Annotated in this window: 33 protein-coding genes; 29 read left to right on the forward strand and 4 right to left on the reverse strand. The window is 50.5% G+C overall.

The features are described 5' to 3' along the window. Nucleotides 1-228 precede the first annotated feature (228 nt). On the reverse strand, nt 229-594 hold the full coding sequence (locus GVK32_RS29145; protein ID WP_227697868.1) for a hypothetical protein: 366 nt from the start codon (nt 592-594) through the stop codon (nt 229-231). A gap of 532 nt (nt 595-1,126) precedes the next feature. Between GVK32_RS29145 and GVK32_RS14425 the strand changes: the two genes are divergently transcribed. The 5 genes from GVK32_RS14425 to GVK32_RS29150 are packed head-to-tail and all read left to right on the forward strand — an operon-like array spanning nt 1,127 to nt 2,801. Next, nucleotides 1,127-1,474: a phage holin, lambda family gene (locus GVK32_RS14425; RefSeq protein ID WP_159870808.1), complete on the forward strand. Its 348-nt coding sequence runs from the start codon at nt 1,127-1,129 to the stop codon at nt 1,472-1,474. 2 nt (nt 1,475-1,476) lie between these two features. Then, the gene (locus GVK32_RS14430) at nt 1,477-2,016 is read left to right on the forward strand and encodes a glycoside hydrolase family 108 protein (protein ID WP_159870811.1); all 540 of its coding nucleotides are present in this window, start codon (nt 1,477-1,479) and stop codon (nt 2,014-2,016) included. Next, on the forward strand, nt 2,013-2,360 hold the full coding sequence (locus GVK32_RS14435; RefSeq protein WP_159870814.1) for a hypothetical protein: 348 nt from the start codon (nt 2,013-2,015) through the stop codon (nt 2,358-2,360). Before GVK32_RS14430 ends, GVK32_RS14435 begins: the two co-directional genes overlap by 4 nt. After that, entirely contained in the window at nt 2,357-2,626 is a 270-nt protein-coding gene (locus GVK32_RS14440; RefSeq protein WP_159870817.1) for a hypothetical protein, read from the forward strand. The genes GVK32_RS14435 and GVK32_RS14440 overlap by 4 nt, the downstream gene beginning before the upstream one ends. Beyond that, the gene (locus GVK32_RS29150) at nt 2,583-2,801 is read left to right on the forward strand and encodes a hypothetical protein (protein WP_227697871.1); all 219 of its coding nucleotides are present in this window, start codon (nt 2,583-2,585) and stop codon (nt 2,799-2,801) included. Before GVK32_RS14440 ends, GVK32_RS29150 begins: the two co-directional genes overlap by 44 nt. Nucleotides 2,802-2,935: 134 nt before the next feature. Here the strand turns inward: GVK32_RS29150 and GVK32_RS14445 are convergent, their stop codons facing one another. After that, entirely contained in the window at nt 2,936-3,502 is a 567-nt protein-coding gene (locus GVK32_RS14445) for a hypothetical protein (RefSeq protein ID WP_159870820.1), read from the reverse strand. A 480-nt stretch (nt 3,503-3,982) separates the two neighbouring features. On the opposite strand from GVK32_RS14445, the gene GVK32_RS14450 reads away from it, so the two are divergent. Further along, complete coding sequence (locus GVK32_RS14450) at nt 3,983-4,213, forward strand: DUF2560 family protein (protein ID WP_159870823.1); 231 nt, start codon at nt 3,983-3,985, stop codon at nt 4,211-4,213. A 60-nt stretch (nt 4,214-4,273) separates the two neighbouring features. On the opposite strand, the gene GVK32_RS14455 is transcribed toward GVK32_RS14450, so the two are convergent. After that, nucleotides 4,274-4,477 (reverse strand): hypothetical protein, encoded by a 204-nt coding sequence (locus tag GVK32_RS14455; RefSeq protein ID WP_159870826.1) that lies wholly within the window; start codon nt 4,475-4,477, stop codon nt 4,274-4,276. A gap of 207 nt (nt 4,478-4,684) precedes the next feature. On the opposite strand from GVK32_RS14455, the gene GVK32_RS14460 reads away from it, so the two are divergent. The 18 genes from GVK32_RS14460 (at nt 4,685) to GVK32_RS14545 (ending at nt 17,596) form a co-directional block, all read left to right on the forward strand. Beyond that, a complete protein-coding gene (locus GVK32_RS14460) occupies nt 4,685-4,876 on the forward strand; it encodes a hypothetical protein (RefSeq protein WP_159870829.1) in 192 nt (63 codons plus the stop codon). Between the two features lie 68 nt (nt 4,877-4,944). After that, complete coding sequence (locus tag GVK32_RS14465; RefSeq protein WP_159870832.1) at nt 4,945-5,949, forward strand: terminase small subunit; 1,005 nt, start codon at nt 4,945-4,947, stop codon at nt 5,947-5,949. Next, nucleotides 5,927-7,231 carry a terminase large subunit domain-containing protein gene (locus GVK32_RS14470; RefSeq protein ID WP_154145325.1) on the forward strand — a complete coding sequence of 435 codons (1,305 nt, stop codon included), beginning with the start codon at nt 5,927-5,929 and terminating at the stop codon, nt 7,229-7,231. Before GVK32_RS14465 ends, GVK32_RS14470 begins: the two co-directional genes overlap by 23 nt. A gap of 4 nt (nt 7,232-7,235) precedes the next feature. Beyond that, the gene (locus GVK32_RS14475) at nt 7,236-8,657 is read left to right on the forward strand and encodes a DUF4055 domain-containing protein (RefSeq protein ID WP_154145324.1); all 1,422 of its coding nucleotides are present in this window, start codon (nt 7,236-7,238) and stop codon (nt 8,655-8,657) included. Then, entirely contained in the window at nt 8,644-9,756 is a 1,113-nt protein-coding gene (locus GVK32_RS14480; protein WP_159870835.1) for a phage minor head protein, read from the forward strand. Before GVK32_RS14475 ends, GVK32_RS14480 begins: the two co-directional genes overlap by 14 nt. Before the next feature lie 101 nt (nt 9,757-9,857). Beyond that, on the forward strand, nt 9,858-10,622 hold the full coding sequence (locus GVK32_RS14485; RefSeq protein ID WP_159870837.1) for a DUF6651 domain-containing protein: 765 nt from the start codon (nt 9,858-9,860) through the stop codon (nt 10,620-10,622). A gap of 88 nt (nt 10,623-10,710) precedes the next feature. Next, nucleotides 10,711-11,847: a P22 phage major capsid protein family protein gene (locus GVK32_RS14490; RefSeq protein WP_159870839.1), complete on the forward strand. Its 1,137-nt coding sequence runs from the start codon at nt 10,711-10,713 to the stop codon at nt 11,845-11,847. A 42-nt stretch (nt 11,848-11,889) separates the two neighbouring features. Beyond that, nucleotides 11,890-12,102 carry a hypothetical protein gene (locus GVK32_RS14495; RefSeq protein WP_159870842.1) on the forward strand — a complete coding sequence of 71 codons (213 nt, stop codon included), beginning with the start codon at nt 11,890-11,892 and terminating at the stop codon, nt 12,100-12,102. A gap of 2 nt (nt 12,103-12,104) precedes the next feature. Then, a complete protein-coding gene (locus GVK32_RS14500; protein WP_159870845.1) occupies nt 12,105-12,515 on the forward strand; it encodes a protein singed in 411 nt (136 codons plus the stop codon). A gap of 1 nt (nt 12,516) precedes the next feature. Continuing rightward, nucleotides 12,517-12,750: a hypothetical protein gene (locus GVK32_RS14505; protein WP_130951624.1), complete on the forward strand. Its 234-nt coding sequence runs from the start codon at nt 12,517-12,519 to the stop codon at nt 12,748-12,750. Continuing rightward, nucleotides 12,737-13,120, forward strand: coding sequence for a glutamate 5-kinase (locus tag GVK32_RS14510; protein WP_159870848.1), 384 nt, complete (start codon nt 12,737-12,739; stop codon nt 13,118-13,120). Before GVK32_RS14505 ends, GVK32_RS14510 begins: the two co-directional genes overlap by 14 nt. Nucleotide 13,121: 1 nt before the next feature. After that, complete coding sequence (locus tag GVK32_RS14515) at nt 13,122-13,673, forward strand: hypothetical protein (protein WP_159870851.1); 552 nt, start codon at nt 13,122-13,124, stop codon at nt 13,671-13,673. Then, nucleotides 13,670-14,062: a phage tail terminator-like protein gene (locus GVK32_RS14520; RefSeq protein WP_159870854.1), complete on the forward strand. Its 393-nt coding sequence runs from the start codon at nt 13,670-13,672 to the stop codon at nt 14,060-14,062. The genes GVK32_RS14515 and GVK32_RS14520 overlap by 4 nt, the downstream gene beginning before the upstream one ends. Before the next feature lie 23 nt (nt 14,063-14,085). Continuing rightward, nucleotides 14,086-15,258: a phage tail tube protein gene (locus GVK32_RS14525; RefSeq protein WP_159870857.1), complete on the forward strand. Its 1,173-nt coding sequence runs from the start codon at nt 14,086-14,088 to the stop codon at nt 15,256-15,258. 54 nt (nt 15,259-15,312) lie between these two features. Then, entirely contained in the window at nt 15,313-15,813 is a 501-nt protein-coding gene (locus GVK32_RS14530) for a hypothetical protein (protein WP_154145366.1), read from the forward strand. A gap of 158 nt (nt 15,814-15,971) precedes the next feature. Next, complete coding sequence (locus GVK32_RS14535; RefSeq protein ID WP_227697872.1) at nt 15,972-16,130, forward strand: hypothetical protein; 159 nt, start codon at nt 15,972-15,974, stop codon at nt 16,128-16,130. 441 nt (nt 16,131-16,571) lie between these two features. Further along, entirely contained in the window at nt 16,572-17,144 is a 573-nt protein-coding gene (locus GVK32_RS14540) for a hypothetical protein (protein ID WP_159870863.1), read from the forward strand. Between the two features lie 8 nt (nt 17,145-17,152). Continuing rightward, nucleotides 17,153-17,596 (forward strand): type II toxin-antitoxin system YafO family toxin, encoded by a 444-nt coding sequence (locus GVK32_RS14545; protein WP_159870866.1) that lies wholly within the window; start codon nt 17,153-17,155, stop codon nt 17,594-17,596. A 36-nt stretch (nt 17,597-17,632) separates the two neighbouring features. On the opposite strand, the gene GVK32_RS14550 is transcribed toward GVK32_RS14545, so the two are convergent. Next, complete coding sequence (locus GVK32_RS14550; protein WP_159870869.1) at nt 17,633-18,115, reverse strand: hypothetical protein; 483 nt, start codon at nt 18,113-18,115, stop codon at nt 17,633-17,635. A gap of 154 nt (nt 18,116-18,269) precedes the next feature. Here GVK32_RS14550 and GVK32_RS14555 point away from each other — a divergent pair, with 154 nt between their 5' ends. The 5 genes from GVK32_RS14555 (at nt 18,270) to GVK32_RS14575 (ending at nt 23,588) form a co-directional block, all read left to right on the forward strand. Then, the gene (locus tag GVK32_RS14555) at nt 18,270-18,629 is read left to right on the forward strand and encodes a hypothetical protein (RefSeq protein ID WP_159870872.1); all 360 of its coding nucleotides are present in this window, start codon (nt 18,270-18,272) and stop codon (nt 18,627-18,629) included. Between the two features lie 258 nt (nt 18,630-18,887). Continuing rightward, nucleotides 18,888-19,418: a zinc ribbon domain-containing protein gene (locus GVK32_RS14560; protein ID WP_227697869.1), complete on the forward strand. Its 531-nt coding sequence runs from the start codon at nt 18,888-18,890 to the stop codon at nt 19,416-19,418. A gap of 72 nt (nt 19,419-19,490) precedes the next feature. Continuing rightward, on the forward strand, nt 19,491-22,646 hold the full coding sequence (locus GVK32_RS14565; RefSeq protein ID WP_159870875.1) for a phage tail length tape measure family protein: 3,156 nt from the start codon (nt 19,491-19,493) through the stop codon (nt 22,644-22,646). Further along, nucleotides 22,646-23,119, forward strand: a complete 474-nt coding sequence (locus GVK32_RS14570) for a hypothetical protein (RefSeq protein WP_159870878.1) — start codon at nt 22,646-22,648, stop codon at nt 23,117-23,119. Before GVK32_RS14565 ends, GVK32_RS14570 begins: the two co-directional genes overlap by 1 nt. Further along, the gene (locus GVK32_RS14575) at nt 23,106-23,588 is read left to right on the forward strand and encodes a DUF1833 family protein (protein WP_159870881.1); all 483 of its coding nucleotides are present in this window, start codon (nt 23,106-23,108) and stop codon (nt 23,586-23,588) included. Before GVK32_RS14570 ends, GVK32_RS14575 begins: the two co-directional genes overlap by 14 nt. Nucleotides 23,589-23,641: the final 53 nt, after the last annotated feature.

Raw genomic sequence — 23,641 nt, forward strand, 5'->3', positions numbered from 1 at the left:
GTTTGTCCTATCAGAACTCCAAAGCCTCGCCATTGTGCGGGGCTTTTTGTTTTCCTGCGATACGACAGGGGAGGGCACGAGATGCATTTCATCAGTACCCCTGTCATATCGCCGCAAATAGGGTAGTCTAATCGGTAAAGAATCCGTTTACTTCGATAAGTTTCCTGATTGACCCACCCTTTGGTAATCAGAAAGCGTTTCTGAAATGAACTTTTGATAGCATACGCCTCAGGAGTTTGATTTGTTGTACGGTAACGTTGCTATTGGATAGGTTGACGTTTGGATTAATTTGCACCTGTCTGCATTATCCTTATCTGCATACAGGAGGATGTATTTCTGATTATCTGGAAAAAAAAGTAGAGCATCCCCGTTAACAAAATGTGTTACCCGAAAAGGAATTTGGTTATCTGTCACATCTTTTTTCACACCCGAAGCAACAATAAAATGATCGTCCCATTTCATGGTTGAAAGTCCGTAACTGAACCGTGAAATGGTAACATCCTGCCGTTGCGGGCAGGATAATTCGATTGCGGTGTTCGCAAGTGCTGGAAAGACAGAAGCGTTTAATAAGATGGCGTACATGATTATTTTCATAAAAATCCCTTTTTTGACCTAACTTATTAATATATCACAAATTATAAATATTTAAAAATGCATGGGTTTGTGTTGCTCGCATTGAGATAACGATAATAGAATGCCTAAGTGATGAATCCCTCTATGCGGAGGGGCGTAAACAGCAAGTTCGTTAGTCAATGTAAGTCGCGAGTCACGGATGTTGTCCAAAGGCTCACCGGGAGGCACCCGGCATCACAACGTTATCTGTTCAAACATATGCCATGCTGGTAAGGCGGTGGCGTTATGAGAAAACCATTTTTAAATAGTCTTGTTGGATTCGGGATATCCATCGGCATAGCATTAGTAATTGTTTCGCTGATAGTTGTTCTGAAAGGTATTGGTTTATGGTAGACCTGCACATTGATTGTTTTTGAGCCCCGGCACTCGCTGGGGCTTTTCTATTTCAGGCTCACGGGAATCATCCTCGACGCGTGTTGTTGTTAATCCAGCCAGTGAAGCCTGACCCTTTCAAACACACAGCACCCCGAACCCTAATCGGAGGTGAGAGATTATGAAAATGCCCAATAACCCGAGTAACTGGCCTGATTTGCTGGAGTTGCTGCAGAGCTGGTGGCGCGGAGATACGCCGTTGGGCGCTGTGCTGCTCTCGGTTGTCATGGCGGGCCTTCGAATCGCTTATAGCGGCGGCGGCTGGAAAAAAATGCTTCTTGAAGGGCTTCTGTGTGGAGCGCTGACGCTGACATTCGCATCGGCGCTTGAATACTTCGACTTTCCAAAATCCCTCTCAATCGCCATTGGCGGCGGGGTGGGATTCATAGGCGTGGACGCTATCAGGGCGTTTGCAATGAAATATCTGGGCGGCCGATTTGGTATCGGTGGCGGCGATAACAAGGCGTAATCATGACAGCAGATCAGATTATCGAGGGAATCCTCGGAAAAGAGGGCGGTTATGTCGATCACCCGTCGGATAAAGGCGGCCCGACCCGCTGGGGGATCACACAGACCACCGCTCGTTCGCATGGCTATACCGGCGACATGCGGAACCTACCCAGAGAAACTGCAAAACAAATCCTGCTTAATGATTACTGGTCAGGCCCTCGCTTCGACCAGGTTGCAAATTTGTCTACGCAGTTGGCGGATGAGCTTTGCGAAACAGGTGTAAACATGGGGCCCACCGTCGCCAGCAAGTTCTTTCAGCGCTGGCTGACAGCAATGAATATGCGCGGGAAGCTTTATCCCGACCTTATCCCGGACGGTGCTATTGGCCCGCGAACTATCACCGCTCTGAAGGGATACCTTTCTGCCCGTGGGAAAGAAGGGGAGCAGGTGCTACTTCGAGCACTGAATTGCAGCCAGGGTGCCAGGTACCTCGAACTGGCTGAAGGTCGCGAGGCGAATGAGGACTTTCTCTACGGCTGGGTTAAGGAGCGTGTGCTATGAAGATGCTGATTTTCTTCCTGCTGGCGCTGGTGGCTGTGCTGGGCCTGTTACTGCTGCGCAAATATACCCGGCTGGAGTTTGTTGGCCATGCCCGCCTGTTGCTGAAAACATGGTCTGTGAGGCTGGGTGCCGTCGGCGCGCTGATTGGCGTTTGGGCGCAGTCGTTCCCGGATGCCGCTCTTCATGCCTGGGCGATGCTGCCGCCGGACATTAAAGGCATCCTCCCGCCCAATATCGTGGCGATGATTAGCCCCGCGCTGGTGGTGCTGGCGGTGCTATCGCAATACGTAAGGCAACCGGCACTGAAAGATAAGGCCGACGAACTGAAGGGGCCTCCGCAATGAGCTTTGAAATAATCGCCGGGTTGGCAGTGCTAATTATGGGGGCTATTGCCGGTGCGTTCGGTATTGGCCACGCCCGCGGCACTAGTAAGGCCGAAGCCAAAGCCGAGTTGCAACGCACCGAAGAGAACGCAGCTGGCAACGTCGCAGCGGCAGAACGCAAAGCGGAAGTCACGAAAGGGGCCAGCGATGTACAGCAGACTGTTAGCCATATGCCTGATGACGATGTTGATCGGGAGCTGCGCGAAAACTTTACCCGCAAAACCTGAAGTCATCGATACCGCCTGCGACTGGGTTCGGATCATCTACCTGACCGACCACGATATCGATGTGCTGGATAAGCAGACGAAGCGCGACATTCTTGCGCATAACAAATTAGTGCGGACGAACTGCCCAAATGTCTACCCGGCCAAGAGCAAAAACAATCATTGGCCAACTCAATAAAATTAACTAAGTCAAGGCATATCATCCTCGATTGTAAGGTATCTTTTACAGGGTTAACTTACGGCTCACCTGTGGTAGTAAAATTTCTTTTTTTTCTAACATATCAGTATGTTTGACTGGCTGGAATTATGATTTTAATTTTTTGATATTAACTCTAGTAAAGTTAATGTCTCATCGGATAGTTCTTTTCTAGTAATCCAAAAGTCATAGTTTAATTGCCATGAAATACCATCTTTAATGTTATACCCGGGTGTCGCGATTGGACTGTCATTATGATTTCTCTCTGACGCTTCCATTTTTGCTAATGGAATTCTAAGTCTGTTTATCTTATTTTTAAGTGTGTTAATTTCACACAGGAAAGGCCTTAGCTGGGAGGCATCTTTACGCGCATCTTGGCTCATTGTCCGTATTAATTCATAGGTCCCCATAACCCAAAGCTGAGAAATAAAAATATGGTCACCTAAATCTTGGAAGGGATTGTTTGGGTGCCCAGTTGAAACAACTCCTTCATCATCTTTAATTAGTCTTGCATCAAGGGCGCCTAATCCTTGAACCGTAATCATTGCCCATTGATTAAATTTCATCATACCAAAAGAAGCCATTATCCAACGTTTGTGGCGTTCAACATCAAACCACCCCATAGCATTGGAAAGGGCCATTCCTTGTCCGGGAGCGCGTTCATAGCTTTTCATCTCGCTCATATTTCAACTTTCCTCTAGTGAGAGTCGCATTAATCATCAGATTTTATGAGTATTTCGCATAAAGAGTACAGTCTGTAGCCCTACTACTTGCAGGAAACATGTCTGTGTGAGTGTCGTGCTGTAGCGCGCCCTGACAATGATTACTAACCCACCAAGGGATAAATCACCCGATATACGCCCTAAGGATAAACCATGATCGTACGTGCAAAATTTCAATGCAATAGCATCCAGAAATCACAGGATAACTCTACCGCTGTTGCCCACCTGATCGCGGTAACTGCCGGCAGCACTGAGAACGAAAGTTGGTCGAAGTATACCCCCAGCGGTCAGTTGTAGATGGTCATCTCTAACCCAGCAGCATTCGAACAGTTTGAGCAGGGGAAAGAGTACTTCATCGATATCTCCCCTGCCGAGTAAGCATTACAGGAGCCATTCAACGAGTGTCTTCGATAATGCTCCAAACATCGCACAGAGGTAAACATGTCAGAAATCACATCTGCAGAACAAATCCGCCTGAACCTGCTTTCAACCCTGAACTACGACACCGCGGCCGCAAAAGAGGCAATTGAGTTCGTTCAGGACAGCCAGCTCAAATATCAGCTTTTTATCCAGCAGTACAGTCGTGTGACAACTGAATCCGAAGTGGTGGCAAGGACCATCAAAGCGGTTCAGGAGTCGACGGAAGCTTTAGCGTTGTTTGATACTGAATAGAGCAACTGATGGCATTGCAGAAGCCCCTCATAGGAAGGGCTTCGATAATGTGTAGTTTTTTTATTTTCTAAAGATCCGACCTAATGCAGTTAAGGCTGCACACCGAGTATCACTTCCGCCTTCTTCTGCAGCTTTCTTTAAGCAGGTTATGACTTCGTTGGTGGCTGGTGCGCCTTCACCTAATGCTTTAAGTGCTGCTACTCTGGTGGATGCACCGCCTGATTCAACATTGCGAATCAGAAGATCAATTATATCTTGTGTCATAGCATTTCCTGTCCAGAGGTAATCAGCCTTCCCCCTTAATTAAGAATTCGCTAGTGTCCCACCACTAGTGGGCTGAGCAATTACATTAAGCATGATTAACGTTCTTAGCAAATGGAGTGCTTGTTTTATGCGATGTGATCGCGATAGATGCTGGACTTCAAAAGACCGTGATAATCTAGGGTGATTCGGGCATGTACAGGGGCATTTATGGAATGGATTAACGTGGAAGAGCGAGTACCTATGCCATTTGAAATGGTTATTCTTGATACTGATAAAGGAATTGCTGTTGGCTGTTTCGACGCGTTCGGGGAGCCCAATCAAGCAATTTTCGGTTTTAGTGGCGTTGTGGCTCACTCTAGATTTGAAGTATTGCGATGGATGCCATTACCTCAAAAATGATGTTTATTGTCATCACAAAGGCCACCCATGGGTGGCCTTTTTAATGGCCTTAACTACAGGAATTCATCATGGCGAAACCGGACTGGGGCGAGCTTCAGCAACGGTTCCTGTCCGATCATGCCGCAACCGGCGTATCACCGAAGGATTGGTGTGAAGCGCAGGGACTGAATTACGCTACCGCCCGTAGATACATCAAAAAACGTTCTGCGCAAACTGCGCAAAAACCTGCGCAGATGAAATTGCGCACTGCGCAGAAAGAAAAATGCGCAGAAGAGCTGGTGGACGATGACGGTCTTACTGCCCAGCAGCGATTATTTGTCGCGGAATACCTGAAGGACAATAACGCCACGCAGGCCGCCATTCGCGCCGGGTACAGCAAAAAGACTGCTGAGCAAATTGGTTATCAACTGCTTCAGAAACCTTCAGTTGCGCAGGCTATTGCGCAGCAGCAGAAAGCGTCCATTGTGCGCACACTGGGCAGCGCAGATGAAGTGCTTGAGCAGATGTGGCGCCTGGCCACCTTCGATGCCAACCAGCTTTCACAATATCGCCGCGGGAGTTGCCGTTACTGCTGGGGCTTCGGTCACCAGTATCAATGGCGTGATGCTGTGGAGTACGAAGAGAAGCGACTCGAAGCGCTAGAGCACAAACGTCGCGAACCTCTCGATATTGGCGGCTACGGTTATGACCATACCAGAGCACCTAACCCGGAATGCCCTCGTTGCAATGGCGACGGCATTGGCCAGCCGTTCTTCGCTGATACGCGCAAACTGGCACCGGATGCTGCGCTTGCCTATTCCGGCGTGAAGCTCGGGAAAAATGGCGTAGAGATAACCGCCATCAGCCGCGAACGAATGTACGAGGCAGTGATGAAGCGCCTCGGCCTGGCTGACAGTGAATTTGCTCAGTGCCTGCAGCAAATTGAAATCGAGCGCCGGCAACTGGAAGTAGAGAAATTACGGAAAGAGCTCGCAGCTGATCCTGAAGATGACGAACCAACGCCGGTAGCGATCAATATCAACGTCGTGGATGCAAGAGTGAGGGAAGAGGATGGCGATAGCACCGACGCTTAACATCCCTCAGGCCCGATTCCTCGCAATGGAGCACAAATTTAAAGCCTACGTGGCCGGGTTTGGTTCCGGTAAGACGTGGGTCGGCTGCGGCGGTATCTGCAAGGGGATGTGGGAACACCCTAAAATCAACCAGGGCTACTTTGCCCCGACGTATCCGCAGATCCGCGACATCTTTTATCCCACTGTTGAAGAGGTGGCCTTTGACTGGGGGCTGAATGTCAAAATCAACGAGGGGAACAAAGAGGTTCACTTCTATGCCGGGCGACAGTATCGCGGAACAACGATCTGCCGCTCGATGGAAAAGCCACAAACCATCGTTGGTTTTAAAATCGGTAACGCGCTGATTGATGAGCTGGATGTGATGCCTGCCAAGAAGGCGCAGTTAGCCTGGCGAAAAATTATTGCCCGTATGCGTTACAACGTTCCCGGTCTGAGAAACGGAATAGACGTCACCACGACACCGGAAGGGTTTAAGTTCGTCTATCAGCAGTTCAAAAAAGCGGTACGCGATAAACCTTCGCTCTCAACGCTATATGGACTGGTTCAGGCCTCAACCTTCGACAACGAAAAGAACCTGCCGGCGGACTACATTCCATCCCTGATGGAGTCTTATCCGCCGGAGCTAATTAAAGCGTACCTGCGTGGCCTGTTCACCAACCTGACCAGCGGCACGATTTACCACCAGTTCGACCGCAAGTTGAATAACTGCAAAGAAGAAGAGCAGCCCGGCGAGCCGCTTTATATCGGTATGGATTTTAACGTGGGGAAAATGGCCGGCATTGTTCACGTTCTCCGCCTCGGGCTTCCCTGTGCAGTAACGGAAATCATCAAGGCTTATGACACCCCGGACATCATTCGCATCATCAAAGAGCGGTTCTGGCTGTATGACGGCCATGACTACCGAAAGGTGCGTGAAATCTACATTTACCCAGACGCTTCTGGCGATTCTCGGAAATCAGCTCATGCCAGCACTACGGATATCGCCCAGCTTAAGCAGGCCGGTTTCAACGTGATCGTGAACAATTCAAACCCGCCGGTAAAAGACCGTATCAATTCGATGAATGCCATGTTCTGTAACGGCAATGGCGAGCGTCGCTACAAAGTAAATGTGAAGCGGTGTCCGGTCTATACGGAATCGCTCGAACAGCAGGTATGGGGCGAGAACGGGGAGCCGGATAAATCGGCCGATAACGATCACCCCAACGATGCCGGCGGCTACTTCATCGTGAAACAGTTCCCGATCATCAAACCGACAGGCAAATCAACACCACTTCGGATGTAAAACCATGCCAGATATTTCAACACCCAATCTCGATTACAACGACATGATAGAGGCGTGGGATATCAACGATGCGTTGATGGGCGGCACGCTCGAAATGCGGCGCCAGGGGGCGACGTATCTCCCTAAGTGGCCTAACGAAGACCCTGACAGCTACAAAGAACGATTAGCGGTTGCAACCTTGCTCCCTGCCTATGAAGAAGCCATTAAACAGAATATTGGGCGGGTATTTGCTGAGCCCACGGTTCTGAGTGAAGACACGCCTGAAACAATACAGGAGTTGGCGCCTGATATTGATATGGAAGGAAACCGGATCGATGTCTGGGCACAGCAATTTTTCAGTATCGGATTCCAGTATGGTCTGGTGCATGCGCTGGTGGATTTCCCGAAGGTTGACCCGGAGGCAGTAAAAACAAAGGCCGACGAAAAAGCAGCAGGCTCCCGCCCATACGCCACGATGCTGAACCCCCGGCAGGTCATTGGCTGGAAGTCGAAAGTTGCCAAAGGGAAGGTGGTGCTGACCGACCTGCGTATTAAAGAGGTGATCGTTGTCGATGGCGAAGATTACGGGCAGACAAAGGTGGAGCAAATTCGCCATATCATGCCCCGCAAAGTCGAAATTTACCGCCGTAACAAGGGGGATAACGGCGAAAGTCAGTGGCAACTTCACGAGGAGTGGGAAACCAGCCGTGATGATATTCCCCTGGTGACGCTCTACACGAAGCGAACAGGATTTATGCGCGGCTCTCCGCCGTTGCTGAACCTGGCATTGCTGAACATCAAGCACTGGCAGAGCCAGAGCGAGCAAGACAACATCCTGCATGTCGCGCGTGTGCCGCTGCTGGTGGCTTACGGTCTGGCCGATAACGAAACGCTAACGATCGGCTCTTCTACTGCAACCCGCTTCGACGATCGCCAGCGCCAGGGGCTGGAGTATGTGGAACATACCGGCTCAGCCATTGAGGCCGGAAAGATCTCACTGGAAGACCTGGAAAACCAGATGCGTCAGGCCGGCGCAAAACTGTTACGCGCCGAAAACACCTCAACCAAATCCGTTGACCAGACCAACGAAGAGCGCATGCAGGAGAATTCGCCGCTGTATACGATGGCAAGTTCACTGGAGGATGCTCTCGATAACATCCTGCAAATCATGGCTGAATGGCTGGGTGAAAAAGAGGGCGGCAATGTTGATGTGCGCACCGAACTGGATGTTTCGGCGCAAACCTTTGACGCAACCGCGGCAACAGCCGTTCAGTCCTTACGCCAGGGGGGCGACATCCGCCAGGTTGATGCCGTGCGTGTTCTTCAGGCACTGAAATTTATCGACCCTGACGCAAACCCTGAAGAGGTGATCGACGAACTGAGGAATCAGCAGGTCACGCTGGCGAGCGGCCTGAATAATGCAGGCGGTGGAAATGGTAACGGCTAATGACCGGCTCAGTGATGAATCACTGGCGCATGCTATCTGGATAAGCCGATATAGCACCGGCGTTGCCAGTCGTATGATGAAATTACTGAACGACAGCGACGCTGAGTTAACTGCCCAGTTGCTGGTGGCCATGGATACCCTCGACGCAGATAGCTTTACTGTTTCTCGTCTGGAATCGCTGCTTGTCAGTGTCAGGGCGTTGAATCATGAGGCTGTACAGGCGATGTACGTCGGGTTATCTGCTGAATTGCAGGAGCTTGCGAAGCATGAGGCTGGTTTCCAGTTAAGTCTGTTCCAGTTTGCCATTCCTGACGATGTTCTGGCACTTCACCCACTAGTCGGTATCTCTCCTGATGCTGTGTATGCGGCGGCGATGGCTCAGCCATTTCAGGGGCGCCTGCTGTCTGAGTGGGCGGACAACCTTGAAGCCGATCGCATGACGCGCATCAGCAACACTGTGCGGCAGGGGTTCTTGCTGGGTGATACAACGGAACAGATAGCTCGCAAGGTTCGCGGCCACGCTAACCGTGGTTATCAGGACGGCGCGTTGCAGATGAGCCGGACAAATGCCGGGAGTATTGCCAAAACGGCAGTAGGGCACTTGGCTTCGACGGCAAGGCAGAGCTTTGCGACTGCCAACGACGACATCCTGAAAGGTAAGCAGTGGCTGTCCACTTTGGATAGCCGGACATCAAAAGATTGCCGGATTCGTGACCGCCTCAAATACACCCTGGATGGTAAACCCATCGGCCACAAAATTCCCTACCTGCAGGGACCGGGGAAAATTCACTTTTGCTGTCGCAGCGTCGAAACGTACATCCTTAAATCGGCGGACGAGCTCGGTATTGCCGTAGGTCAAATATCAGATAGCTCCCGTGCCAGCATGGATGGTCAGGTGCCTGCGGATACCGATTATCAGGGCTGGTTCTCCCGGCAGTCGTTCACGCGACAATCTCAGATTGTCGGAGAAACACGCGCACGGTTGATTCGTGATGGCGGCATGTCGCCGGATGAGTTCTACACCGACAAAGGCGAATGGCTGACGCTGGACCAGTTGCGGGAACGTGACGAGCAGGCATTCAGGAACGCCGGAATTTAATCATCATATTCATTCACAGGCTGCCTTAGGGTGGCCTTTTTATTGCCGCAATCCGGATGGTGAGCGGTGCAACGGTCGGATGACCCCGAAAAGGTATCAACATGAAACTGAAGACAGCAGAAGTAAACGGCAAACAGTATGCCGAAATTGACGCGAACGGTCTGCCCGTCTACGTCCACGACGACGGCCAGGAAGTCGGTTTTGATGCTGTGCAGGCGGTTGGGAAAATTTCCGCGCTGAATGGCGAAGCAAAATCTCATCGTGAAGCCAAAGAAGCTGCTGAGGCCAATCTGGCTAAATTTGCCAAAATTGGTGACCCGACGAAGGCGCTCGAAGCGCTGGACATGATGACCAAAATCGACCAGAAAAAGCTGATCGAAGCAGGTGCTGTTGACCAGGTGAAAGCTGATATCACCAAATCGTTCCAGTCTCAGCTTGATGAGGCGAACCAGCGCGGCGACAAGCTGGAATCACAACTCTATCAGGAAATGATCGGCGGCCGGTTTTCTGGCTCAAAATTCATCACAGATAAAGTGGCTATCCCGGCCGACATGCTCCAGGCGCGCTTTGGTCAGTCCTTCAAAGTTGAGGATGGCAAAGTCGTTGCCTATGACGGCTCCGGCAACAAAATTTATTCCCGCTCTAAACCGGGCGAACTGGCGGCCTTTGATGAGGCGCTGGAGTTCCTGGTGGAACAGTACCCTCAGAAAGATCACATCCTGAAGGCCAGCGGAAACCAGGGGGGCGGCTCTCGCCAGTCCCAACATGCACTCGGGCAGAAAACAATGAAGCGCGATGCGTTCACCAGTCTGAGCCCGACTGATCAGCAATTGACCCTCAAAGACGGTATCACCATCGTCGATTAATTCTTTTGCCAGTCGTCGGATGGCGGCTGGTGCCAGAGCTGGATAGCTCAACCAACCCTAAATTTTAATCTCCAAGGAATCCATACAAATGGCTAACACGCTTACCGGGTTGATCCCGACTATCTTTACGGCTCTGGATACCGTATCTCGCGAGCAGGTCGGTTTTATCCCGGCCGTATCCCGCAATGCAAAAGCTGATGCGGCGGCGAAGGACCAAACTGTCACCGCACCGGTTGCGCCAGCGGCAACCACTGTTGATATCACTCCGGGTGCTACGGCACCGAATGACGGCGATCAGACGATAGGCTCCGTCGATGTCAAAATCACCAAATCCAAAATGGCCCCGGTCAAATGGAACGGTGAAGAACAACTGGCCCTCGGCCCGGCAGGCACCTACAACACCATTCTGGCGGATCAATTCAAACAGGCGTTTCGCGCGCTGGCGAATGAAATGGATGCTGATTTGGCTGCGTTGTACTTCGCCTCTTCCCGTGCTGTCGGTACGGCTGGTACAGCTCCGTTCGGGGTTGCCGGTGATTTGTCGGATGCGGCAAATACGCGCCAGGTATTGTCCGATAACGGCTCACCGACTACAGATTTGCAGATGGTCCTTGGTTCCTCTGCGATTGCTAACCTCCGCGGTAAACAGTCTGTCCTGTTCAAGGTGAACGAGTCCGGCACTGATGCGCTGCTGCGTGAAGGTATCGTGGGTCGTCTGGAAGGCTTCAACATCCACGAATCTGCACATGTTAAGAAACGTGCCGCATCTCAGGCTGCCGGGTATCTGGTGAATGGTGCAAAAGCTCAAGGCGAAATCCTGATTGCGATTGATACCGGGACTGGTGCTTTTGGCGCCGGTGACATCGTGACGTTTGACGGCGACAGCAACAAATACCTGGTTGCTGCCGCGACCGCCTCGACCATCACCCTGGCTGCTCCGGGCTTACGTCAGGATCTGGCCGATAATACCGCCATTACTGCTGGTGGTTCCTACACCGCAAATATGGCGTTCGACCGCAATGCGTTCCTGCTGGCGGCTCGTACCCCGGCGATGCCGCAGGGCGGGGATACTGCTGATGACGTAATGAACGTTACCGACCCGGTATCCGGCATCACTTACCAGGTTGCGCTCTACCGTCAGTACCGCCAGGTGCGTTACGAAGTTGGTCTGTCCTGGGGCGTTGCAGCTGTGAAAACTGAGCATTCTGTTCTGCTGCTTGGTTAACAATTATGGGGCTTCGGCCCCTTTCTTTTTTCTGGGGTAATTATGGCTGGATTAACCAAAGAACAGCGCGCAGAACGCGCTGCAGGAAAACTGGCAACCGCGCAGGTTGATACCAATACTCCTGCACCGCAGGCACCGCAACTGGTGGTGATGGTTACCAATTTCATGGCATTCCCCGGCGCGCCTACCACCGCAGACGTTCATCCTGACGAAGTGGAAAACTGGAAGGCGCACGGCTGGAAAGAAACGGAGTGAGCATGATTACGTTCATCACCGTAGACGTCGTCGATTCGATTCTGGGCGCCACCTGGACGGATGAAAGCAAAAAAGCCAAATCTGTGCTGATGGCTAACACCTGGATGAATGGACTCAACCTGAAACTGCCATGCGATAAGGCAACTCACGAAACCATCATTCCTGACGATGTTAAGCAGGCTGGCGCCTATGCAGCGCTAGCGGCCTCGAATGGTGGCCTTTATCAGCAGAAAACCGATTCTGGTGTGTTGCTGAGTAAGACGGTGGATGCCGATGATGTCAGCGTTTCGAAGACCTTCGCAGAACTAGCTACCAACAGCTCGGCATTGCTTGATACCGACTTGCAACTTGCACTGGCCATGCTCAAACCATATGGCGTTAATCAGTCTCAGGTGCGCCTGGTAAGGGGATAACATGCAAAATCCAGATGTGCACTATGCCGGCGACGGGCTCGGTCCCCGCGATGTGTTTGTGAATGGAAACCCGATCAGACATGTCGTTTACGCAAACCAGGCAAAGGGTGTTGTAGAGTTTGCTCCGCTCCCGCTGCGGGTTAAGCGCAATGGCGAAATTTATACCCGCAAACTCCACGGTACAGTGATCGTTAAACCTCAGCAGCGTATTGGTGGGTGCAATGGGCATTCGTGACGAGCTGCAAACCGAAGTCGCCGCGGCATTCGATACCGACCTGCAGGATGCCGTTAAGGATTTCACTGGGTCATATACCGTTCGGGGTGCCTGGGACCCGGTGACGGAAACCGGCACTGAAACGCAGGTGACTTACTCGGGGCGTGGAGTGCTGGCCCGTTACAAACTCCGCCGTATCGATGGCGTTAACATCCTGCATGGTGACCTGAAATTAACCGCCTTGGTTAACGAGGTGACCGATAAGCCAGCAGTCGGACACTTTATCACTGCGCCGGATCCGATTACTGGAGCGCTCCAGCGCTACGAGGTTATAACGGCTGCCGCAGATTCTGCCGGAGCTGCGTACTCCATTCAACTGCGGAGGGCGTGATATGGCTAAAGGCTGGAATATTGACCCGGCAGCATTCGCGGGGCTGGTGTCCGAGGATGTCAAACTTCGCCAGAGAACGATCGCTATTCAGTTGCTGAACGAAATCGTGCAACGGTCTCCCGTCGGTAACCCTGAGCTCTGGGCTATCAATGCCACAGCTGTTCAGTACAACAAAGCGGTGGGTGATTGGAATGAGTCTCTCTATGCCGATCCTGCGAACCTGACGAAAACCGGACGGTTAAGGAAGAAAGTCCGCGTTAACGACAGCATGGATATCCGGCGCCCGGCGGAATACCGCGCAGGTACGTTCAGGGCTTCGCATTTCGTCAGTCTTGGTTCTCCGGATTACTCAGTGCCAACTGAGCCGGATCCGCGGGGAACGATGACGTTCCTTAACGGCCAAAACATCATTGACCAGGCTCCAGCCTATTCGGTGCTCTATATCCAGTCAAACCTCCCATATTCCGTGTCGCTGGAGAATGGTCACTCAACGCAGGCGCCGACAGGCGTCTATGCCGTCTCGTTTAATGGTGTGATTCAGGCCTACAAATGACCCTCACAGAAATCAGACAAGCTGTCATTTCCAGAATGGCGGCGCAGACCGCTATTGCCTCTGATGCGGTGGATTATCCCAATGGCCCGGTATTCGATCCCAGCGGTCGCAGCATCTGGGCCCGTCTCACCAACATACCAGGACAAGCTGGTGCAATCGAAATAGGGGCGGGTCCGATCGTTCACAGGACCGGTGTACTCATAATCCAACTGTTCGTCCCTGTAGGCTCCGGAACGTTACTGATTACAGAAACAGCAGACCAGTTAACAGAGCTTTTCGAGTTTCAGGACGACGGAAGGCTGAGTTATTTCGCAGTCTCAGCTGTACCCGCCGGAGAAACAGATGGCTGGTCACAGCTGAATCTTCAAATCCCTTATCGCGCTCTGTAGCGCACAAAAAACAGGAGGCTCCTGTGAGCTCAGGTGCAAAAGTAGTATCCGCGGTAATTCGCGAGACAACCCCCGGCATTACGCCAACTGTGGGATCATGGGGCCTGCTACGTCGTACCTCGTTTGGTGTGAAGCCAACACAGAACATTAACGATAACGACGAAATCGGCGGCGACCGCATGGCTCAGGGCGTGTCACGCGGTACCGTGGATGTCGGAGGTGATGTCGGCACGCGGTTCCGCTGGAATCAGCATGATGAATTCCTTGCCAGCTGCTTTGGTGCTGAGTGGGCAAACAACGTGCTGACCATGGGCAATGGCCGCATCACGTTTTCGGTGGCTACTTATGCTGATGATGTGGGGATCGCCCAGATAGCCCGCGGTTGCCAGGTCGGTACTTTCCAGATGGAAATCCCGGCCGACGGGGATATCACCGCGACCATCACGTTTGCCGGTCTGGACTGGGAAACGAAAGGTGACGATACCAGCTATTTCACCTCGCCAGTGGATACCGCCGGGGCGCTGCGATACTCATTTAAGGAAGTCACGAATATCCGGCTGAATGGCGTTGACGGCGGTACCGGGTTCTGTGTGGATTCGTTCAATTTCCAGTTCAACAACAACATGCAGACCCAGCGTTGTATCGGTACTGGTTCGGCGTTCGCCGGCGCAAATATTCCTACCACATTTACGCCGTCCGGGCAGGTCACGCTTTCATGGTCAAAGGCAGCTTGGGAGGTCTACAAAAAAACATTCACCGGTGAAACGGTGCCTTTCAGCTTCACGCTGGAGAATGCTGAAGGAGCTTATACCTTCGACTTCCCGGAAGTGCAGATTTCGGGCGACTGGCCAGATGCCGGCAGCACCGACATTGTCCAGGTTCAACTCGATATCACGGCTGCCAATACGCCGCCCACGATTACGCGAGCGCCGAAAGTCGCCGCTACGGCCCTCAGCGTAGCACCACTCACATCATCTGGTGCGATTGGCTCAACTGTTAACCTGACTGCCACGTTAACTCCAGCGGACTCCAGCGACACAGTTGAATGGACGTCTTCGGATCCGGCGATTGCCACCGTGACTTCAACCGGGCAGAAAACGGCGCAGGTCACGCGCAATGCTGCTGGTACCGCGACCATTACCGGCAAAGTGCGGACCTTTACCGCAACCTCTGCAATTACCGTCACTGCCCCTTAATTTCCCTGACCCGTCCCGTAGCACATCGCGGTTCGGGCTTTTTATGGAGCCTTTATGCTGATAATCTCCACCCAAATTGACCTGAACGGCGAACGCTGGTTTTTCCCTTTCAAGAAGCCAGAAGGCAGCAAGAAGAAATTTACCCCAGAAGAAGAATCGCTGTTCAAACTTCGCCTGCTGGTGGCCAGCAGTGAGAGTCCGGAATATCGCTCTCGCAACGCTTTGGTGCGTCGCCACATCGACAAGATGGATGCAGGTTACCAGGTAGGGACAAAGGATTTTAACCTTGCCAGCGTGGGCGATATCGACTCTGTTGATGACTTGCTGATCGACAACGTCGCCCGGTTTCTGCTGAAAGACTGGGAAGGTGTTGGCCAGTTGGTAGATGGCGCCGAAGTCGCTATCAACTACTCACCAGAAATTGGGATTGTCATGCTGAAGCAGCACCCTGAACTGTACTGGCGGATACTGGCCGAGGCTGCAAATATTGCTCAGGGTAAAGAGCAGCAGACTCAGGAAACCGTAAAAAAGCCCTCGAAGCGCAGCAATGGCTGAAAGAGTTCGGCGGCGAGCAGGGCGAAAAATCAAAGTGGCGACGGGAGAGGCTAAACCTTCCGTCAATCCCAGAACCGACCATTGATGCTGTAACGGGGGAGATCCTCAACGCTTACGCCATGATATCGCGCGGCAGGCAGTATGCAGGAATGGCCGGAGTGCCGCTCCCTTTATCCCTGAACGATATTGAGCTTTACCTGGCATCGCGCACCATCCTGATCGACCGCATTGAGTTTGACGCCGCTATTTTGGCGCTCGACGATGCCTGGCGGGACGAATGGGCGGCGGAGCAGAAAAGAAACAGCCAGAAGAAATGAGCTCCCTCAGGTGTTCTTTTACTGTCTCTGGGTAGTGATCAGTGTAATGATACTGTGTAAAAAAACAGCCATCAACTCGGAGGGCGCAAAATACTACAGCAATAAATGTAAGTGTGCATAGCCAATACGGCATTATTTTGTGCAAAAAATGCTATTTCTGCTTCGGTTTGAAGAATCGATTGCACATGCATCGTGTGCATAATATTACGTAATCGTAATTACATTTGCCTGTTCATATTGATAACTTCGTCGATTTTGCTGCTATCGTGAAAACACGCGTCCTAAAAAATCGCCTAACGTGACGGTAAAACAAGATTTAGCTCATTGCTCAAAAATGACCAATGGTATTAAACTCACCATCGACAACTTATGTTGTGTAGACCTAATGATGAACACCATGGTCGATAGTCAGAGGTACTCCTGGGGTACAAGGAGAACGCTATGCATGCTAATCAAATAGAAAAAAATAAAATGCCATTTTTTGATACCCTCAAGACAGCTGCGACCGTAGGCTTGCTGATGCAGCAAGTCTCCGCTATACCATGCGTTGAAGGGTTTGATAACGTTCGCGCACCTTATGCGTTACAACTAAGTGCAGAAACCAACACGCAGATTGCGATGCTCATGATGAATGAGGCGCTGGACTTCATATCCAGCCTAACCACGACATTGAATCGTGCGTATACTCTTTTACTTGAGTCTGATGACTTGAATCGTTGTCGCGTTATCGCCATTCTGGACCCAGAAAAGACTGATCTCATTGAGTTGCAGTTAAGGGGGCTAGAGGGTGCGATAAGAAATGTATTTAATCATTGCTCAGAAGATAAGAAACACCTTCTTAAGACGCCATTGATAGTGACGGCGAAGGCGAGGGCATCAGCGTCGAAATTAAATCACCTGATCGCTCAGATGTCTATCCCTGCGAAAGTATTCCATAGCAGCATTGATATGGAAGGTATCAGAGCTCTGGCTAAACATGGTTCTGAAGTGTTTACATCTGGAAAATTCCACTGAGGTAGAAATTGCACGTAACCGTTGAATGCAATCCTCAAAGCTATGAGTATTACCTTTCACCGGTTTTTGTGAGGTTTCCATCGCTTGAAGAATCATTGTTAGAAGATTTCAGGATGTATAAGGCAACTGGTGTTTTGCCGCACTATTTTGGCAGAGACACAACCTATGATAGGCCTGTAGAAATCCAAGATTCAGGCCTTTGGCATATACATTTAAGCCTTGGTGATGATGGTTTTTTACCCCCACCAAAAAATGCAAACCTTCAAGATCAAAAAGAAATGCAGTGGTACCGAACTTCAGATACTGCCCTAGTCTATGCGAAGGGGTTGATAGACGAAAACAGCTATTCTCTTATAGCTGTCTTCACTCCTCCAGCACACAATAAAGCTCAAGACTTTGGTAGGATGAAAATCCTAGCTGGCTACGCCAGAGAATTTTCAGAAAGAATCTAGCCCGCCCTCCGGCGGTTTTTTGCTTTCTGGTCCCGCTCATTTTCCAAATAGTGCAGATAATCCTGCAGATGTCGCAGCTTGTACCACAGTTTTAAGTGCTTCCGTTGATAGTTCGCCGAGTGTGGATTTTGCCTTCTCTTTCTGTTCGTCGTTCATGTTGGATATGGCAATGAGGTCTTCGAGTACGACTACGGCTTCTCGATGGAATTTGATGGTCTGGACGTTGAGGATTGCAGAGAGGCCGCCGTCGTTAAGCATGAAGTCAATGCCTCTGCAGGTTACAGAAGACATATCAAGAATGCTAAATGCGAGCTGATCATCCAGGTTACTCCCTATTCTTGGAAAGGTTATGAGGTCGTGACCAGAAAGATAAAACAAGTTAGCAAGTAGTTTATCCAAAGGTGCGGACATTATCATTTCAGACACATAATCATTGCCAAGTTCATCAACAGTCCTTGGGTAGGCATCTATGCATACTTTGAGTATTTCAAGCTGTAGTTCCCTGTCGAACTTATCCATAGACGCTCCTTGATGTGATGTTTACCATCTAACATATCCTTGTAGCGAAGCGACGAAAATCCTGATAAATGATCAGCTAACTTTGTGGTTTTGTTACTTCTTGTTACTTTCCTTGGTAGATTGGTGCTTTCAATGCACCGCAAAGGAACTATCGATGAATGTGAAAATACTGAATGTACATAACCATGGGAACCAAAATGAAGAGTATGTTTTCATTGAGGTTCTTGAGGATTGCGATATTGGTGAGTACATGCTCGCTGACAGTACGTATACTCAAAGTGGGAAGATTTCGAACAAAATCCGCCATACTTACTGGTTTCCGGATAAAACAGTAAAAAAAGGTGAGTTTGTATCTTTGTGGACCAGTGAGGGAGAAAACACGGAAGGAAAAACCAAGGGCGGCTCTAAGATTCACAGATTTTATTGGGGGCTTAATAGCGCTGTTTGGAACGACGAAGGGGATTGCGCGTTGCTTTTTCATGTCGCAGAATATTCTAATCATCGCGCTAAATAAAGTGATTTAATATAGCCCACCTGTGTGGGCTTTCTCTTTAATGCCGTTTAGTGTAGTAATTTCTAGTCCTCGGATTTACGTAATAACCACCCTTATGTGATGAACCGTGATCCGAATAGTAATGACCACCCCTATAACTCTTTGCCATTGACATACCACTAAATATCAAGACGAAAAACGCTAACATAATCAGAACGATTTTCATCTTTTCCTCTGCGTGTAGACCGCCCGCTGGCGGTTGATGGACCGTATTCCTGAGTGAGCAGAAAAAACATCCTGATAAACGATCAGGTGATTTTGCCGCCTACGCGCATCCCTGCTACTCTGAGTGCAAATATTAATTATGGAGATATGGATGTGAAGATTACCGGATATATTGCTATCGTGATTGGTATTATCTTCGCTGTGTCAGCCTTGTTTATGGATGTGACAGTGGTTGCAGGTGATGGTTACAGAGTTAACAACCTTGGTTTAATGTCTTCACGACAAAATTACATGATATTTGGCGGGTTCGTAGCGATTGCAGGAATCATTATCACTTTGGTCGGTGAGAAGTTCAAACCATCCGCAAACTCAGTCAAATGTCCATACTGCGCAGAATTAATAAGCGCAGAAGCGGTGAAGTGCAAGCATTGCGGAAGTGACGTTATCCCTTCGAAGACAATAGTTAGCGCTGATGATGCTAAGGCCAGTGATAGGCTGGCTGACGTCAATGTAAAGTTGATCGCAGGGATTGTGCTGGTGGTCTTTGCGGCGATTATCGGCGCAATAATTTTTCACCGTCAATGAGTTAAAAGCGTAACAGTTTCAAAAGCTCTAACCTCGCTTCGGCGGGGTTTTTTATTGCCCGGAGAAAGGTAAATGACTGAACAAACATCCCGCCTTGCGATCGTTCTTGATAGCTCCGGGGCAGAGAAGCAGGCTGACAGCCTTACCGTTGCGCTTGATAAGATGACTCAGTCTGGTGATAAGGCTGTAACCAGCATATTCAAAGTGACAAAAGCGACTGACGAGGAAAAAGATGCTCTCAATAAATTGCGAGCAGCTATTGATCCGGTTGGTGCTGCAATTGATACCGTAGGACGTCGCTATAGTGAGCTGAAAAAATACTTCGATAAAGGGCTAATTGACGAAGAAGAGTTTCGTTCGCTGTCCAAGATGCTGAATGACACCACTGCGGAACTAAGTGGTGTTGCACAAGCTCAACGAGAAGCAGAAAAGGCCAGCAAACTGGCTGCTTTGCAGCAGGAAGCGCAGGCTGATGCATTCCAGAGAATGCTCGATAAAATCGACCCTCTGGCAGCTGCGCTTCGCAATCTCGAACAACAGCAAAGTGAACTGAATACCGCCTTTAAATCGGGGGCAATTAATACTTCCCAATATGATGCATACAGCAAAAAACTGCAGGAGACTCGACGGGAGGTCACTGGAGCTGCTCAGGCAGAACGCGAGGCAGCAAAGGCCCACGACGAGCAGGTTGCCGCATTGCGTCGGCTTGAGGCTCAGATTGACCCAGTAGGAGAAGCTTTTCGGCGCCTAAATGAACAACAGCGGCAGTTGGATAGTGCTAAAGCGACCGGGATGCTATCACCGCTGGCGTACGATCGCTTGAACAGCAAACTTGCTGATTCCCGCGATGCACTGGAGAAAACCCAAACTCAACTGGGTAAAACTGGGCAATCCGCAGCTCAAACTGCCAATGCTATGCGCATGATCCCCGCTCAGATGACGGATATCGTTGTCGGCCTATCTTCCGGTCAAAGCCCATTCATGGTGCTCATGCAGCAGGGCGGTCAGCTTAAGGATATGTTCGGTGGCATCGGGCCAGCGATTAAAGGGGTTGGCACCTACGTCATGGGGTTGGTTAACCCCTATAGCGTGGCTGCCGCTGCTGTTGGGTTGCTCACTTATGCCGTATATCAGAACCGACAGGAAATTGATGCTGCGACAAAAATTGCAACAACATCACTTGGTGCTAATGGTGATGCCGCCGAACGTCTGGCTCTCAATATGGTTGCTATCTCCGACAAGACCGGTCAGGCGATTGATGAAGTCGGCAGCATGTTTATTACGACCAACGATGGCGCCAGTGAGGCAATTAATAAATTAATCGATGTTGGTTACAGTTATGACGAAGCGCGACAGAAACTTGCTCAGTATAAGGACTCGGCCAATTTCACTGCACTGAATGCTGATATCGACCAGCATCGCCGGGAGATCCTGAAAATAGGTGACTCTTGGACAGCCGCGGCGATTAAGGTCAAAAACTATTACACCGCAGCAGATAAGGGCAGGCAAAACGTAGCGCTTGGCGGCGCTATTGACCCCACCATGCGATTCATCGGCCAGGCAATTGATCTGCAATCCACAATGAATACCCTTACCATAGATGGAAATAAAGCGGTTGCTGAATCAGTTGACTGGATAAATAAGGAATATTTGGCAACTGACAGGGTGGCCGGCTCTGAAGCCCGCTTAAAAGAAGCAAGAGCACAAGCCAGGAAAATAGCTTTTTCAGGAAATAAAGAGGCGATTGAACAAGCTAACGCGTTGATTGCTGCGCGCGAAAAGGAACTTGAGCAGGCTAAAAAAGGCCAGCAACCCAAAACACCAAAGGGTAAAGCCTACAACGAGGATGCTGCAACCCGACTCCTTGACCAGATAAACCAGCAGACTGCCGCTATGCAGTCTCAACTGGACGCCAGCGATAAGCTGAACAGCGCAACACAGGCGCGGGTTAAGTTCGAACAGCAGATCGCTGACCTCAAGTCTAAAACGCAGCTCACTGCCGACCAGAAGTCTATTCTTTCGCGCTCAGATGAAATCCTGCAGGCCTACAAGCAGCAGGAGGCTCTGCAAAATTCAGTCAAGACGCTGGACGACTACCGAAAAATGCAGGAGCAAATTGCACCAAAGGAACTGCGACAAAATGAGGCGTTGCAAACGCGCCTCGAAATTCTGCAAAAGATGGTGGCTCTCAAAAAGCTGTCTCCTGAAGCCGCTGGACAGCAAGCCAGTGACCTGATTAATAAGTCAGTGCTGCCGGATTCCGTTATCTCTGGTGTGAATAAAGCTGGTGGCACGCTGACATCAGGGGCAATCAATAGCGACCTTTCAGGGCAGGGGTTGAATATGATAGGGCTGCAAATCGATCCGCAGCTTGAAATCATTGATAAGTTGAAGCAGGCCCAGACTGATTATGCAACATGGCTAAACCAGCAGCAGCAGGCGATAACGCAAAATACCGTCCTGAATGAGCAGCAGAAGCAACAACAGCTTCTGGCCTTGCAGCAACAAGGGCAGCAGAACCAGGAGGCGTTAAGTACGGCTGTCTATGTTGCGCAGATGCAATCCGCGCAAAATTCCTTCTCCAGCATCACCGATTCGATGGGGACAATGTTCGGGGAGCAATCCATGATGTATAAAGCGGCCTTTGTGACCCAGAAAGCATTCGCGATTGCTCAGGCAGCACTACAACTCCCGATGGCAATGGGGCAAGCTCTGGCCGGGTTACCGTTCCCCGCCAATATTGCGGCTATGGCCTCGGTTGTTGGATTGATGGCAACGATTACTTCCAGCATAACGAGCGCGGCAGCTGTTGGTTTTTCCTCTGGCGGCTATACCGGTCCCGGTGGTAAATATCAGCCTGCTGGTGTCGTCCATAAGGGGGAATATATCTTTGATCAGGCATCCACGAACCGCATCGGGGTTTCAAACCTTGAAGCGCTACGAAACGGGCGACCGCTTGATGCAACGCTGGGTCGCACCGGGTTCGGAACTGGGGTGCAGAACGTAAGCAATAATCAGCAAACGACTGTAATCCAGCCTAACGTTACTGTGCCGCCAATAACCATTAACGGGAACCCGTCTGATGCGACTTTGATGCTTGTACAACGTGCGGCTCGCGATGGGGCCAGGGAAGGTTATCAGCAGGTAGCAAATGATCTCGCTAAGGGGGTTGGGCAGGTACATAAGGCGCTCACTGGTGGTTATAACACTGGCAGGAGGCAGGGATAATGCCTGATATCTACTACCCCCACGATTCTCTCCCTATGCCGCTTCAGGATGGTTACGGTTTTCAGCCTTTAAGCCCGTTAAAGCGTACTTCGCTTACCACTGGTCGTTCGCGCCAGCGTCGGGCGTATACCTCAACACCTACCGAAGCGAGTGTCGCATGGTTCATGGAGACCGATGCTCAGGGGCTGGCATTTGAATCCTGGTACCGGGACACGCTTTCCGACGGTGCTGCGTGGTTCATGATGAAACTGCAAACCCCTGCCGGGGTTAAGTTCTACAAATGCCGTTTTAAGGATATCTATCAGGGTCCAGTGCTGGTGCCCCCGCTTTCCTGGCGCTATTCAGCGACGCTGGAGCTGTGGGAACGTCCTCTTATTCCGGCTCCGTGGGGGAATTACCCTGAGTGGATTATTGGCAGCTCGTTACTCGATATCGCGCTTAATAAGGAGTGGCCTAAACATGACGATTCTTAATCGGCTTTATGCCAGCAGCGGTTCGGAGGCTATCATTCAAACACTGCAAATAAATGTTGGGGATGCAGTTCATTATATTTGCAACGGTTATGAAGATATCACCGCCACCACGGAAGGAGGGCAGACCGTAACATTTATTGCAGGAGGAATCGAAATATCCCTACCCGCCAGAAATAGTGACGGGACACAAGATTTAAAATTTGTTGTCGGAAATATTGATGGTGAGGTATCAACGATCATTATCGATGCGTTGGACGATCTGAGTGAGTCTTCATTGACCTATCGTAATTATGTTTCTGATGATCTGTCCGCGCCTGCCTCTCCTCCATACACGCTGAAGCTGAAACCCGGTTACTGGACGGCTATCTATGCGCAACTTACTGCCGGGTATTTGAATGTGCTCGATACTGCATGGCCTCGTAATCGTTATACGTTGCCATTCTTCCCGGGTCTTCGCTATACGAATTAATCAGCTGACTAACTGACAAAAACAACCTCGCTCTGACGAGGTTGTTTTATGCC

Origin of the sequence: Klebsiella sp. 18074 (genome assembly GCF_902705905.1) — a bacterium.
GTDB lineage: Bacteria > Pseudomonadota > Gammaproteobacteria > Enterobacterales > Enterobacteriaceae > Klebsiella > Klebsiella terrigena.

Coding starts and splice junctions, on each gene's coding strand:
- GVK32_RS29145 (WP_227697868.1), bottom strand. CDS start 594: ATGAAAATAATCATGTACGCCATCTTATTAAACGCTTCTGTCTTTCCA.
- GVK32_RS14475 (WP_154145324.1), top strand. CDS start 7,236: ATGCCAGATATTTCAACACCCAATCTCGATTACAACGACATGATAGAG.
- GVK32_RS14515 (WP_159870851.1), top strand. CDS start 13,122: ATGGCTAAAGGCTGGAATATTGACCCGGCAGCATTCGCGGGGCTGGTG.
- GVK32_RS14500 (WP_159870845.1), top strand. CDS start 12,105: ATGATTACGTTCATCACCGTAGACGTCGTCGATTCGATTCTGGGCGCC.
- GVK32_RS14570 (WP_159870878.1), top strand. CDS start 22,646: ATGCCTGATATCTACTACCCCCACGATTCTCTCCCTATGCCGCTTCAG.
- GVK32_RS14445 (WP_159870820.1), bottom strand. CDS start 3,502: ATGAGCGAGATGAAAAGCTATGAACGCGCTCCCGGACAAGGAATGGCC.
- GVK32_RS14435 (WP_159870814.1), top strand. CDS start 2,013: ATGAAGATGCTGATTTTCTTCCTGCTGGCGCTGGTGGCTGTGCTGGGC.
- GVK32_RS14485 (WP_159870837.1), top strand. CDS start 9,858: ATGAAACTGAAGACAGCAGAAGTAAACGGCAAACAGTATGCCGAAATT.
- GVK32_RS14565 (WP_159870875.1), top strand. CDS start 19,491: ATGACTGAACAAACATCCCGCCTTGCGATCGTTCTTGATAGCTCCGGG.
- GVK32_RS14495 (WP_159870842.1), top strand. CDS start 11,890: ATGGCTGGATTAACCAAAGAACAGCGCGCAGAACGCGCTGCAGGAAAA.
- GVK32_RS14490 (WP_159870839.1), top strand. CDS start 10,711: ATGGCTAACACGCTTACCGGGTTGATCCCGACTATCTTTACGGCTCTG.
- GVK32_RS14460 (WP_159870829.1), top strand. CDS start 4,685: ATGGAATGGATTAACGTGGAAGAGCGAGTACCTATGCCATTTGAAATG.
- GVK32_RS14555 (WP_159870872.1), top strand. CDS start 18,270: ATGAATGTGAAAATACTGAATGTACATAACCATGGGAACCAAAATGAA.
- GVK32_RS14520 (WP_159870854.1), top strand. CDS start 13,670: ATGACCCTCACAGAAATCAGACAAGCTGTCATTTCCAGAATGGCGGCG.
- GVK32_RS14530 (WP_154145366.1), top strand. CDS start 15,313: ATGCTGATAATCTCCACCCAAATTGACCTGAACGGCGAACGCTGGTTT.
- GVK32_RS14505 (WP_130951624.1), top strand. CDS start 12,517: ATGCAAAATCCAGATGTGCACTATGCCGGCGACGGGCTCGGTCCCCGC.
- GVK32_RS14450 (WP_159870823.1), top strand. CDS start 3,983: ATGTCAGAAATCACATCTGCAGAACAAATCCGCCTGAACCTGCTTTCA.
- GVK32_RS14550 (WP_159870869.1), bottom strand. CDS start 18,115: ATGGATAAGTTCGACAGGGAACTACAGCTTGAAATACTCAAAGTATGC.
- GVK32_RS14510 (WP_159870848.1), top strand. CDS start 12,737: ATGGGCATTCGTGACGAGCTGCAAACCGAAGTCGCCGCGGCATTCGAT.
- GVK32_RS14425 (WP_159870808.1), top strand. CDS start 1,127: ATGAAAATGCCCAATAACCCGAGTAACTGGCCTGATTTGCTGGAGTTG.
- GVK32_RS14480 (WP_159870835.1), top strand. CDS start 8,644: ATGGTAACGGCTAATGACCGGCTCAGTGATGAATCACTGGCGCATGCT.
- GVK32_RS14465 (WP_159870832.1), top strand. CDS start 4,945: ATGGCGAAACCGGACTGGGGCGAGCTTCAGCAACGGTTCCTGTCCGAT.
- GVK32_RS14470 (WP_154145325.1), top strand. CDS start 5,927: ATGGCGATAGCACCGACGCTTAACATCCCTCAGGCCCGATTCCTCGCA.
- GVK32_RS14430 (WP_159870811.1), top strand. CDS start 1,477: ATGACAGCAGATCAGATTATCGAGGGAATCCTCGGAAAAGAGGGCGGT.
- GVK32_RS14540 (WP_159870863.1), top strand. CDS start 16,572: ATGCATGCTAATCAAATAGAAAAAAATAAAATGCCATTTTTTGATACC.
- GVK32_RS14440 (WP_159870817.1), top strand. CDS start 2,357: ATGAGCTTTGAAATAATCGCCGGGTTGGCAGTGCTAATTATGGGGGCT.
- GVK32_RS14455 (WP_159870826.1), bottom strand. CDS start 4,477: ATGACACAAGATATAATTGATCTTCTGATTCGCAATGTTGAATCAGGC.
- GVK32_RS14575 (WP_159870881.1), top strand. CDS start 23,106: ATGACGATTCTTAATCGGCTTTATGCCAGCAGCGGTTCGGAGGCTATC.
- GVK32_RS29150 (WP_227697871.1), top strand. CDS start 2,583: ATGTTGATCGGGAGCTGCGCGAAAACTTTACCCGCAAAACCTGAAGTC.